Genomic DNA, 12,671 nt, shown 5'->3' with positions numbered 1-12,671 from the left:
TGAAAAAGGGGTTCACCCGGTAGATGTTCCCCTTTTGAGTTTACCAACATGGCAAAATTTAGGCTTTAACTGCTAGTTTTGCTTCCTTGGCTGTCAAAATTTCGTAAACAGAGCGCATTTTTAACCCGGTTAAGACTTGGAATAAACCAGTGCCATTATTAGAACCAGGATATTCACGATGCTGCAACAACAAGTGGGTCATTTCACCAATGTATTTAGTAGATGTATTACTCAAATGTTTTTCTACATAGATTACTTCATCTAAATTATCAAACTGGCCATCTACTTCCAAAACAGAAACATAGCGACCATAATAAACATCAGAACCGTAGTACATTTGCATGCCAGGATAGGAACAGGTTAACTTCCTTCCACAAGGAGTCCATTGGATGGTTGAACCTTCATCAAATAGGTAAACCGGTGCAAATCCCTCTTTACCCTCTTTTTGCAGCATTCTTACCCGCAGAACCTTGCGCTCAGTATCGTTTTTGATTAAGTTTGTAGGCAATACCTGTAAAACTACATCGGCAAACTCTCTTTGAGGCTCAATGAATTTATCAAAGTCGGGCTTGCGAGAGTTAATTTGAGCTAAAACATCTTCATATCGATGACCACGCTCTGCCATGTCTCTCTGAATCTTCCAGGCAATTTTCACCTCATCGCTGATGTCAAAATAAACACTGAAATCTAAAAGGGATCGGACTCTTTCATCGTACAAAGGATGCAAACCTTCAACCACAATAATGTGATTAGGTTTAATTCTTTCCGGCGGGTCAATCATGCCGGTCTCATGGTTGTAAATTGGTTTATCAACAGCATAACCTTCTTTCAGAGCTTTAATTTGCTCATACATGAGATCGAAGTTATTAGCTCTAGGATCTAAGGCAGTAATACCAGTTTCTTTACGTTGTTTGCGGTCTAAGCAATGATAGTCATCTAAACAGATCACTGTCATAAAATCTTCACCGAACAGGTCAATCAACCGGCGCAAAAACGTAGATTTGCCGCATCCTGAGTCCCCTGCTACTCCAATTAATACCACCCTTTCCGGCTTACTTGTCATAAATCTCCTCTCAATACTAAACGAAATGACTAAACCAAATATTTTTTCTCACAACAGATTTTTGCAGTTAGGAGTTTGTTTACCTGGGAGGTAATATCCTTGGCTGACCATTACAAAAAAAGCATATCAGACTATTGACCCCCCCCGCGATAAACAAAAAAATGAAAAAAACCTATTTTGTAACCAAATTGGCTGTTAAAGTTGCTAAATCAGTGTACTAATCATATTTGAACATATATCTGGTACTTGTTGGCAAACATTTTAGTCATGGGGATCGCCAGATGACTAGAGCTATACAATAGCGGAAATTTACTAAAAAATAACAACTAAGAAGATTTAATTAAATTGCTTTACGACTAACATTCTTTCAAGGATACATCATCTATCTTAAAAGATATGCTGGTATGTTCTTTAACTTCTTTACTCGCCTTAACCGATACCAATTATTGTAGCATTGTGTCAGTTAACAGTTATTATTTACTAAGCACAGCAATACACAAGCTGGCAAGTTTAATAATCATCTAGTTTATGTATTATTAAGCGATAGTAAAAAACTAATAACTGATAACCGTTAATGATGTGGTTTTCCCAGACAGTCAGTTTTGTGCAACGAAAATCCGGTAAACTGAAAGCTGATAATGTGATGGGAATTATTTTTGATAAACGGTTAGTGAATATTGGAGTGGTAGAACGAATGAACAATCAAGGTCCTGTTGAGGGTGCTGCCAATATGGAATCAGGTAGCCGCGTCTTCGTGTACGAAGTGGTGGGTCTGCGTCAGAACCGGGAATCTGACCAAACGAACTACCCAATTCGCAAAAGTGGCAGTGTATTCATCAGAGTACCTTACAACCGCATGAATCAAGAAATGCGAAGAATTACACGTCTGGGTGGCAAAATTGTTAGTATTTACCCGGTATCGGTTTTAGAGCAGGGTACTAATCGAACTGTTCTCACCAATACCGAGAGCCAGCTCAGCAGCCCAGCACCCGTAAGTGTTAACACAAAACAGAACACCCTACCAGCTACTAGTAGCGAAGCTCAAGGTTTTGCTAAACCACCAGCTAAGGATAAAAAAGGCACCACCATGACCCAAGCGAAAACTAAACACGCTGATGTTCCCGTGAACACTTATCGTCCTAACGCTCCCTTTATTGGCAAGTGTATTTCCAATGAAACCCTAGTTAGACAAGGCGGAATAGGTAAGGTTCAACATCTTAAATTTGACCTTTCTGGTAGCCAACTCAAGTATATAGAAGGTCAAAGTATCGGTATTATCCCCCCCGGTGTTGACAAAAACGGCAAGCCAGAAAAACTCAGACTCTATTCAATCGCTTCTACACGTCACGGTGATGATGTGGACGACACAACAATATCACTCTGCGTGCGTCAACTGGAATATAAACACCCAGAAAGTGGCGAAATAGTGTATGGTGTTTGCTCTACCTATCTAACTGACCTTAAACCAGGTGATGATGTAAAAATTACCGGTCCTGTAGGTAAGGAAATGCTGCTACCCGATAACACTGATGCTAATGTAATTATGTTGGCAACGGGTACGGGTATTGCTCCTATGCGAGCCTATTTATGGCGGATGTTCAAGGATGCGGAAAGATCTGTTAACTCAGAATACCAGTTTAACGGATTTGCTTGGCTATTATTCGGTGTACCCACTACTCCTAATATTCTATATAAGGAGGAACTGGAAGAAATCCAAGCTCAATATCCTAATAACTTCCGTCTTACCTACGCTATCAGTCGGGAACAAAACAATCCTGAAGGTGGTAGGATGTATATCCAAGACCGTGTAGCAGAAAACGCCAATGAACTGTGGCAACTGATCAAAAACCCCAAAACTCATACGTATATTTGCGGGTTGCGTGGTATGGAAGATGGCATTGATGCTGCTTTGTCTAAAGCCGCTGCTCAAGAGGGTGTCACTTGGAGTGATTATCAAAAGGCAATCAAAAAAGAAGGACGTTGGCATGTAGAAACCTATTAATCTACTGTTGGCCTTGTTTCCCAATTTTTGCCTGCAATTTTGTAGGTGGGGTTCCATCCCATCTACAATTGTTTTATGTGTGTTTTGTATGTAATAGGATGCCAAATCCGTGGGTGTAAAATTAGGAATCTTAGGATTGGGTACGGTGGGAACTGGAACTGTACAACTGTTACAGGACTTGCAAGGTCGTCACCCACTGTTACAGGAAGTGGAAATATGTCGCATAGGTGTGCGATCGCCAAACAAATCACGCCCGGTGAACTTACCCCAAGAAATCCTCAGCGGGGATTTATCAGCTATTGTCAATGACCCTCAGATAGATATCATTGTTGAGCTGATGGGTGGATTGGAACCTGCGCGAACACTCATTATGACGGCTATTGAAAATGGTAAACATGTAGTAACAGCAAACAAAGCTGTCATTTCACGATTCGGAGAAGAAATATTTACTGCTGCCAATGCTTCTGGTGTATATGTTATGTTTGAAGCTGCAGTAGCTGGTGGCATTCCCGTAATTAAAACCTTAAAGCAGTCTTTAAGTGTGAACAAGCTTCATAGTATTATTGGTATTGTAAACGGCACTACCAATTACATTCTCACGAGGATGCAGACGGAAGGGAGTGAACTAGAAGAAGTCCTAGCTGACGCACAAAGATTGGGATATGCGGAAGCAGATCCCACTGCTGATATTGATGGTTTAGACGCTGGGGATAAGATTGCTATTTTAGCGTCATTGGGGTTTGGAGAGAGAATTAACTTACAAGATGTTTATTGTGAAGGTATTCGTCAAATCACAAAAACAGACATTGCCTACGCTGGCAAATTAGGATTTGTGATTAAACTGCTAGCCATTGCTAAAAATCAAACGGGTGACAAATCCCAGTTGTCAGTGAGAGTTCACCCCACCCTAGTTTCTCAAACCCACCCCCTAGCTAGTATCAATGGTGTTTACAATGCCATTTTAGTAGAGGGGGAACCCATAGGTCAAGTGATGTTTTTTGGTCCGGGAGCGGGTGCTGGGCCAACGGGGAGTGCAGTTTGCTCAGATATATTAAATCTAGTAGCAACAATCAAGACTAATACTGCTCAAGCTAATCCACTCTTATCCTGTAGACATAAAGAATACTGCCACATAGCCCCCATATCTCAACTAGTCACCCGGTTCTATGCTCGATTTCTGACTAAGGACCACCCAGGGGTCATTGGTAAATTGGGGACTTGCTTTGGTAAATACCAAGTAAGTTTAGAATCCGTTGTGCAAACTGGTTTCCAGGGGGAAATGGCAGAAATTGTTGTTGTTACCCACGATGTTAAAGAAGGTGATTTTAGACAATCCCTAGAGGAAATCCACACCATGGAGGCCATAGATAGCATTCCTAGCATTTTACGAGTGCTTTAACCTAGGTTTTTAAAATCTATATTAAACCGACCAAACTTAGGGGCTAGATATCTATTATGTAGAAGTGGGGCTTGCTGGAAAGCTTATATTCCACTTCTACATACCCGGCTATTGCTGTATGGGCTTTTGTAACACTTTGACGCAAATATTTTTAATGCAATTCTGCAGCAAGCATTCAAATGCGTTTTCTAATGGTTAGTCTTGCCCAAAAACTTGTGATTTTAAAGTGTCAATTTCACTTGTGAGTTCCTCTCTGGTAGAAGCTTTGAGTAAATAGCGATACACAAACCAACCAGAGTAGCCAATGCCAATTAGCTCAAAAGTGGGCGCTACCAAAGGAATATCATTTAAAGAATCTAGCACAGCCAGTATGACCTTAACAGTTACTCCAGCAGTCACTATTAATCCCAGGGTAAGAAGTGGTTGTTTATACTTATCAAATAACCCAACTAGATATTCTGGCAGCGTCCCCAAAAAGTTAGAAACCTCCTGACCGTATTTAAGCCATTGTTCCTGAGATTTGGGCGGGGGTTGGAGTTTAGTTATGCTCCCCGTTTGGGTACTAAGATCTGGAATTGGAGTTTCCTTGGTTTTGGTTTCTGTGTATTGTGGTTCTTGCATTTCGACTTCCATAACTTTCAAATTTGGGTTTTCTAATTCGTATAATTATGACAACAATATCGTTGATTAGGCAATGGATTAAGATCTACTCATAATTATTTCAAAGGTAACGGTTAAACACAGTTGCGCTTTTTGCATCTGGATTGGTATTAAAACAACAAGCCTTGTACAGGAACTTTTCCAGAATTACTTAGCTAGACTTACACACAAGGTTTTCAATCAAATTAGACTTGTCGAACTAGTAAAACTTAATTCTTAGTAAACTAACAAATATGCCTATGAACACAAATAATGAATTTACTAGTCAGCTCAACTTTAGCCAGCGTATAGCAGTTGAGCATTATTGCGGTCCCTTACTAGTTGTTGCCGGTGCAGGTTCAGGTAAAACCCGAGCACTAACCTATCGGATTGCTAATCTAATTTTACAAAACCGTGTGCACCCTGAGAACATTTTAGCAGTAACCTTCACCAATAAAGCTGCAAGGGAAATGAAAGACCGGATCCAAAGATTATTCGCGGATCAATTTGCCATAAATCAATATGGTCAGAAATTAGATTTATTGCCCGCACAACAACAAAGCGAGGTCATATCCAGTGTTTACCGTACCTACATTAAAAACATCTGGTGTGGAACCTTCCATAGTTTATTTTCCCGGATTCTGAGGTTTGATATTGAAAAATATCAAGACGAAAAGGGCCGACACTGGCAGAAGAACTTTTCTATCTTCGATGAATCTGATGTACAAACTTTAATTAAAGAAATTGTCACAAAACAACTTAACCTAGACAGTAAAAAGTTCGATCCTAAATCCGTTAGGTATGCCATTAGTAATGCTAAAAACCAAGGTTTATCACCGCGAGAATTTGAAGAGCAACAACCTAACTATCGTGGTCGAGTAATTGGCGAAGTGTATAACCTTTATCAAGATCAACTAGCGGCCAATAACAGTTTGGATTTTGATGACTTAATTCTAGTTCCCACTAGACTATTTGGACAAAATGAGCAGGTTTTAGCCTATTGGCATAACAAGTTCCGTCATATTCTAGTAGATGAATATCAGGATACCAATCGGACTCAATATGAACTACTGCGTTTATTAGTCACGAATGGTGAATGTCGCAAAAACCAATGGAATTGGGACAATCGTTCGGTGTTTGTAGTTGGTGATGCGGACCAGTCAATTTATAGTTTTAGGATGGCTGACTTTACCATTCTATTGGAGTTTCAACAGGATTTTGGGGATGGTTTAGATGATGATGACACCAGGACTATGGTGAAACTAGAGGAAAACTATCGCTCCTGTGAAAATATTCTGCAAGCTGCCAATGAACTGATTGAAAATAATACCCAACGCATTGATAAAATTCTCAAACCTACACGAGATGTGGGCGAGTCTATTTATTTTCATAAAGCCGATGATGAAGTCGCTGAATCAGATTTTGTCATCAATCAAATTCGGAATTTAAAAACTAATAACCCTGATATTACTTGGGGAAGTTTTGCTATTCTCTATCGTACTAATGCCCAATCTCGACCCTTTGAGGAACTGCTGGTAAAATATCAAATCCCCTACACCGTGGTGGGAGGCATGAAGTTTTATGACCGGAAGGAAATCAAAGATGTTATTGCCTATTTAAGAGCAATTAATAATCCTGCAGATACGGTAAGTCTATTAAGGATAATTAATACTCCCCGAAGAGGTATCGGTAAATCTACTATAGATGCTTTGATTAACGCTTCCCAACAGTTAGGTACTACCCTATGGGAGATATTGAGTGATGAAACTTCTGTAAACACCTTGACCGGACGTGCGGCAAAATCTTTGACTGGTTTTACTAGCATGATTAAAAAATGGCAAACGACTCAAGTTCCCGCATCAGAAGTCTTGGAAGGAATTCTGGAAGATTCTGGGTACCTCCGGGATTTAATGGACCAGGGAACAGATGAAGCTGATAATAGAATTAGTAATGTTAAGGAACTATATAATGCTGTATCCCAGTTCCAAGACGAAAACAGGGGAAATGATATTTCTTTACAAGCATTTTTGCAAAGTGCAGCATTAAGTTCAGATTTAGACAATTTGAGCGAAGCCAGGGATGCGGTTTCTCTGATGACCTTGCACGCTTCTAAAGGGTTGGAGTTCCCCATAGTGTTTTTAGTTGGTTTAGAACAGGGCCTATTTCCCGGTTATCGTTCTCTACAAGATCCTAAAGCTTTAGAAGAAGAAAGAAGATTATGTTATGTGGGAATCACTCGTACCCAAGAGCGATTGTACCTATCCCATGCCAGAGAAAGAAGGTTGTATGGCTCTAGAGAACCAGCATTGCCATCACAATTTCTGGGAGAACTACCCCAGCACCTATTAACTACTAAGTCAAAAATCCGTGCTGCTAGGTCTACCAAATCCACAACAATCACGCCAAAAACCCCTGGAGAAACTAACAACTGGCGTGTTGGTGAACAAGTACTACACAAAACTTTTGGCAAAGGTGTAATTACTCATGTTTTTGCCAGTGATGAAAAAATATCCCTGGCAATTAAATTTACCAGTTTGGGTCAAAAAATTATCGACCCCAAGGTAGCACAACTGCAAAAAATAAATTAAACCAGCTTAAACTAGCAAATTAGGGAATGGGCATGAAATCGGTTTAACAGGAAGTTACTCTCACCGTTATACTTGTCCCATTCCAATTGTTAGTAAATGTCACAAAACTTGCGATCGCATCCAGGCCAAAGGCAAGGTACTGATCTTTTGCAGTTGAGGAACGTAAGCGCGTTGGCTAAACACCTGATAGTCATTACGCTCAATTACATCCAGAATTTTTCCATAGAGCATAGAAGCAGCCCAAACTGGCCAGCGAGCATCCTGGGCCAGATAGCTAATGCCACGGTCAGCCTTGGTATAAAATTCTCGAGCGCGTTTAATCTGGAATCGCATGAGAGAACGCCAACGGTCATCCAAAACGCCTTGCAACAGCTCTTCTGGAGAATAGCTGAATTTTTTCAAGTCTTCCAAGGGTATATAGATCCTACCACGGCGAGCGTCTTCACCCACATCCCTGAGAATATTGGTTAACTGGTTAGCTATACCCAAAGCGATCGCTTCCTCAACAGGCAAATAAGGTTGTATATCTCGATACCAAGGTGCAGAATAAACATTAGTATCTACACCCATAATAGTAGTTGACATCAAACCAACAGTACCCGCCACACGATAGCAGTAGAGATATAAATCCTCAAAAGTTTCATAACGACTGCGATAGAGATCCATGCGCTGTCCAGCAATCATATCCCTAAAGGGTTGAATTTCCAGGGGAAAGTGCTGGAGAGTATCAACCAGGGCCACATCATAATTATCCAATGGGCAACCAGCAAAAATAGAATCTAGCTGGTTTTCCCACTGTGCGAGAGTTTCTGGAGTGGTTTTAGTGGCCGCAGGGCCATCAACTAGTTCATCTGTACGGCGACACCAAGCGTATATTGCCCAAACAGATTGACGCTTTGTCGGACTCATCAACAGGGTGCCCAAGTAGAAGGTTTTAGCATACTTGGCTGTAAGTTCCTGACAAAGTTTATAGGACTCATGGACAGAGACCAGGGTTTTCATGCGCGGAGGGGAATCAGGCAGTTGCAGCATTCTTTGCAGGCGGTCGATTTAGCGTTGGGATATGGGAGATGGCCTGGGCTGTCAGTTTACCGGAAAGTACGGCCCCCTCCATGCTGCCTAAATAACGTTGCATGGTGTAACTCCCACTTAAAAAGAAATTGGCGATGGGAGTTTTCTGGGGTGGACGATACTTTTGACGACCTGGAGTCGCTTTGTAAACCGAACGGGGAGTTTTCACCACATGAGATTTCAGCAGTTTGGCTGGTTCCTCTCCCCCAAAGTGGTGGGGAAAGAGCTTTTGTAACTCAGTCATGGTCGCTGATACTATTTCTTCGTCGGACTTATCAATCCAATCTTGGGCTGGAGCTAGAACTAGTTCCAACATTGATCGATCAGGATTAGAATATTCACGACAAGTATTGCTCATATCAGCATAAACACTAAGTAATGGTGACCGAGAAAAAAGTAGGTGATCAATATCCGTCAATTTCTGATCAAACCATAAATGGAGATTAATTACCGGAACACCTTCCAAACCTTCCAGCTTTTGGAAAAATTCCATTTGTCGCCAAGGTTCTGGCAACATTACTTTTAAAGGATCAACGGACATAGCGGAAACGTAAAAATCAGCTGTAATGACTTCATCAGGTTTTCCATCTAACCCGCGTAATAAAAATCCCCTAACCGTTCCATCAGGATTGAGCATAATCTCTTTTAAAGGAGCATTAAGTCTAACCTCACCTCCCTTTTGAGTAATATAATCCACAATAGGTTGACAAAGCCTTTCCGTAGGAGATCCATCTAAAAAGGCAATTTTTGAGCCATACCGTTCTTGTAAAAACCGATTGAGGGCGGTCAGTAAAATTGTGGAAGATACCTGATCTGGGTTGATAAAGGTCAAAGCCTTAGATGCAGCAATAAATACATCGCTAGCCACCCTTTCACCTATGCCTTGTCCTTTTAACCACTCAGCAAAGCTGTATTTATCCATTTCCTCCACATATTCTTGACCTCGGACTATAGCGGGCAACAAACCAACAGCAAAACGAAGTTTTTGTTCCCATGTCAACATATCATTGTTACGTAGAATCGAGACAATGATATTAAAAGGTGAAGGAATATCAGGAACATCAAATCTTGATAGCGTTCCAGGCTTATCAGGTTGATTAAAAATCAGCGTGTGTTGTTTCCACTGAAGTCTGTCCTCAATGCCCAATTCCTTGAGCAGTTGTAGCATGTTGGGATATGCCCCGAAAAAGGCGTGTAAACCGGTTTCATACCAGTCACCATCGGAGTCTTTCCACGCCGCTACTAGACCACCCAATACATCCCTACGCTCCAAGACAATGGGGGTGTAACCTGCATCTACTAGATATTTTGCGCAGGAAAGTCCTGCTAGACCAGCACCGGCGATGACTACTCGCATTTAACCCTACTGTTTTCAATATTTCTTAATTGTTTTGACGTTTTCATTATACTTTGCATTCTGTTACATTTAACCTGGCTTGGGGAAAAAGTCCCGTTGCATCCCCATGCTTTTAGCAATCCATGTCCCAACATCTACAGCAATTTGGTAATCATTTAATTCTCGGAGTTTCCGGTACAACTCTCACGGATGATGACAAACGGGTACTAAGCGATTTAAAACCCGTTGGTGTGATTTTTTTCGCCAAAAACTTTCTCGATGGCACACCCTATCCCATCTGGTTAGAAGAGTTCAAAAAACTACTTACTAATATTCGTGAATATACTGAGCGAGAACTGCTGTTTACAGCCCTAGACCATGAGGGTGGAAAGGTAGTTAGAACACCATTACCCATCACACGGTTCCCCGTTGCCCATTTACTTAGGTCTCGATCATATCAAGTAGCAAAAGCAACTGGATTGGAATTAAGATCTTTAGGGATCAACCTTTCTTTTGCTCCCGTGGCGGATATTTTTTCTAATCCTCAAAACCCTGTTATTGGTTTACGTGCTTTTAGTCAAATAGCTAACTTAGCTGGTCAAAACGCTACAGAGTACTATCGTGGACTAAAGGAGTCGGGTATTCTTGGTTGTGCTAAACATTTTCCTGGTCATGGAGATACTAGTCAAGACTCTCATCTGGAGTTACCAGTCTTGAATTTGAGTTTAGAAGATTTAAAGAATCGAGAGTTAATACCTTTTGAAGTTCTTATTCAGGAACAAATACCACTGGTGATGACAGCACACATACTGTTTCCACAAATTGACCCGGATCTTCCAGCTACAATATCAACTACTATTCTTCATCAGATTTTAAGACAGGAATTGAATTTTTCTGGGGTAGTGGTTTCTGATGACTTAGATATGAAAGCGGTTGCAGATATGTTTGTTTATCCTCAAACAGTAGCACGTGCTTTTAATGCTGGGTGTGATTTATTTTTAGTTTCTCGCAATATAAGCTCTTCATCCATTGAAAAAACCTATAAAATAGCTGAAAATTTCATTTCTTGTTTGCACAATGGTTCTCTAACCCCATCGGTTATAGAAAACTCCCATAACAGAATTGCCCAACTATTAACTAAAACCCCCCAATATGAGGTTTTTCCGCTGGAAAAACAGATATTAGTTGATCATGCAGAACTTGCTATCAACTGTTGTTTTGATCTTGAATAAATGGGTGGGTGGAATTAAATATAAGATGAACGTAGGATGGGTTGAAAACCCATCCTACAAATAATTGTGCCTCAGTATGTAAATAAATAGACCCTAGAACCACGTTTGTAATTCCAGGGCCTATGAGTTAAGCAATTGGACTAAGAGCAATATGAATGTTAATTATCAAGTTAGGAACGAAAAACTTAGGACTTAACAAGGCGAAGATCCTAATTGACTAACCTCTCCAACCTTCGTACTGTGCCAACAAGGCTTCTTTATTGGTTATTTCACCAATTCCTGGAGGTGCTAAATAGGCTACCCCCAACGCTTGCAAATATCTACTACGATTGAACAGTACCGCGCCTTCTTCAACGGTTTTATCAATCATTTCCGCGCCTCCATTGATATTAGCAGCAGCTTCAGCTTCGATAGGAGTCAACAGGTCATCCACCATACCTTTGAAGTTTAACATCCGATTTTCTCCAAAATTTGCTTAACTTAACAATGCTGATTGAGACATTATCTAAATAATGACCCAACTCATCATTTACTAACATGGTAGATTTCACATTTGGGAATTACATCCGGACTATTAGATCGAGTTCAGGTAATATATGGCAATCATATCTATTCAGTGGGTGACCTGAGATTCGAACTCAGAACCAGCGGATTAAGAGTCCGATGCTCTACCGTTGAGCTAGTCACCCCAACTGAAAGATTATGATAACAGAGTTTTGACTTTAGATCCAGTAGTGCATTCAAAAAACTGGATCAATCGTGAGTTTTAGAGAGAATAGAAAGCACTAAGACCTCTATAGTTTGTCTGCTTAGCACTTAATCGAGTGAATTCACTAACAGACGGATTGCCATAGGGATCAATTACACCTGACACTTGCTTCCACAGATCCATAGGAGCTGGAGAAATTTCATATATACCATTATTAGACTGACGCACGTAATACCATTTTTTTTCTTGACACTCTGGACACCAAAATGCCTCCAACCACTCTCCTTGAATGGTCACTGCTGTATATTGAGATATTACTAAAGAAGCAGTACGACGACCAAAACCTCTTTTTTGTAACTGACCTGGTTTATCCGCAAAAAGTCTATATTTTTGACTGACGCTGTCAAGGTAACAATCATGAATGGGACAGTATATAGCCCTTCTTCTGGAACGGTTCCGATTCTTATCACACCTTCTTTGCACTTGGTCCTCGCTCAATCAATTTGATACAAAAAGTCACAAGCAGATAAATTTGTGGCAGTTCTCATATAGTTCTTATATAAAAGCTACCAGGTTTTCTCTTTGTGTTTACCAACCATGGGTGTTTATAGAATCATTAGGGGAAACCACCA

10 protein-coding genes and 1 tRNA gene are annotated in these 12,671 nt (G+C 40.6%); 4 read left to right on the top strand and 7 right to left on the bottom strand.

The genetic code is table 11. From position 1 onward, the window contains the following. Positions 1-58: 58 nt before the first annotated feature. On the bottom strand, positions 59-1,063 hold the full coding sequence (locus IAR63_RS05410) for a phosphoribulokinase (protein ID WP_187706866.1): 1,005 nt from the start codon (positions 1,061-1,063) through the stop codon (positions 59-61). Positions 1,064-1,757: 694 nt separating this feature from the next. On the opposite strand from IAR63_RS05410, the gene petH reads away from it, so the two are divergent. Beyond that, positions 1,758-3,065: a ferredoxin--NADP reductase gene (gene petH / locus IAR63_RS05405; protein ID WP_187707371.1), complete on the top strand. Its 1,308-nt coding sequence runs from the start codon at positions 1,758-1,760 to the stop codon at positions 3,063-3,065. Positions 3,066-3,174: 109 nt separating this feature from the next. After that, positions 3,175-4,464, top strand: a complete 1,290-nt coding sequence (locus tag IAR63_RS05400; protein WP_187706865.1) for a homoserine dehydrogenase — start codon at positions 3,175-3,177, stop codon at positions 4,462-4,464. A 195-nt stretch (positions 4,465-4,659) separates the two neighbouring features. Here the strand turns inward: IAR63_RS05400 and IAR63_RS05395 are convergent, their stop codons facing one another. After that, a complete protein-coding gene (locus IAR63_RS05395) occupies positions 4,660-5,097 on the bottom strand; it encodes a CAAD domain-containing protein (protein WP_187706864.1) in 438 nt (145 codons plus the stop codon). 266 nt (positions 5,098-5,363) lie between these two features. Between IAR63_RS05395 and pcrA the strand changes: the two genes are divergently transcribed. Then, the gene (gene pcrA / locus IAR63_RS05390) at positions 5,364-7,691 is read left to right on the top strand and encodes a DNA helicase PcrA (protein ID WP_187706863.1); all 2,328 of its coding nucleotides are present in this window, start codon (positions 5,364-5,366) and stop codon (positions 7,689-7,691) included. Between the two features lie 99 nt (positions 7,692-7,790). Here the strand turns inward: pcrA and crtB are convergent, their stop codons facing one another. Further along, complete coding sequence (gene crtB / locus IAR63_RS05385; RefSeq protein WP_187706862.1) at positions 7,791-8,723, bottom strand: 15-cis-phytoene synthase CrtB; 933 nt, start codon at positions 8,721-8,723, stop codon at positions 7,791-7,793. Beyond that, positions 8,707-10,119 carry a 15-cis-phytoene desaturase gene (gene pds, locus IAR63_RS05380; RefSeq protein ID WP_187706861.1) on the bottom strand — a complete coding sequence of 471 codons (1,413 nt, stop codon included), beginning with the start codon at positions 10,117-10,119 and terminating at the stop codon, positions 8,707-8,709. The genes crtB and pds overlap by 17 nt, the downstream gene beginning before the upstream one ends. Before the next feature lie 122 nt (positions 10,120-10,241). Between pds and nagZ the strand changes: the two genes are divergently transcribed. Further along, positions 10,242-11,330, top strand: a complete 1,089-nt coding sequence (nagZ, locus tag IAR63_RS05375) for a beta-N-acetylhexosaminidase (RefSeq protein ID WP_187706860.1) — start codon at positions 10,242-10,244, stop codon at positions 11,328-11,330. 217 nt (positions 11,331-11,547) lie between these two features. Here the strand turns inward: nagZ and IAR63_RS05370 are convergent, their stop codons facing one another. From IAR63_RS05370 to IAR63_RS05360, 3 genes are all read right to left on the bottom strand, one after another. Next, entirely contained in the window at positions 11,548-11,784 is a 237-nt protein-coding gene (locus tag IAR63_RS05370; RefSeq protein WP_187706859.1) for a hypothetical protein, read from the bottom strand. A gap of 163 nt (positions 11,785-11,947) precedes the next feature. Next, positions 11,948-12,019 (bottom strand) — tRNA-Lys (locus IAR63_RS05365). Between the two features lie 77 nt (positions 12,020-12,096). Further along, positions 12,097-12,522: a hypothetical protein gene (locus IAR63_RS05360; RefSeq protein ID WP_187707370.1), complete on the bottom strand. Its 426-nt coding sequence runs from the start codon at positions 12,520-12,522 to the stop codon at positions 12,097-12,099. Positions 12,523-12,671 lie beyond the last annotated feature (149 nt).

The organism is Cylindrospermopsis curvispora GIHE-G1 (assembly GCF_014489415.1).
GTDB lineage: Bacteria > Cyanobacteriota > Cyanobacteriia > Cyanobacteriales > Nostocaceae > Raphidiopsis > Raphidiopsis curvispora_A.
This window is presented reverse-complemented; position numbering and strand designations above follow the sequence as displayed.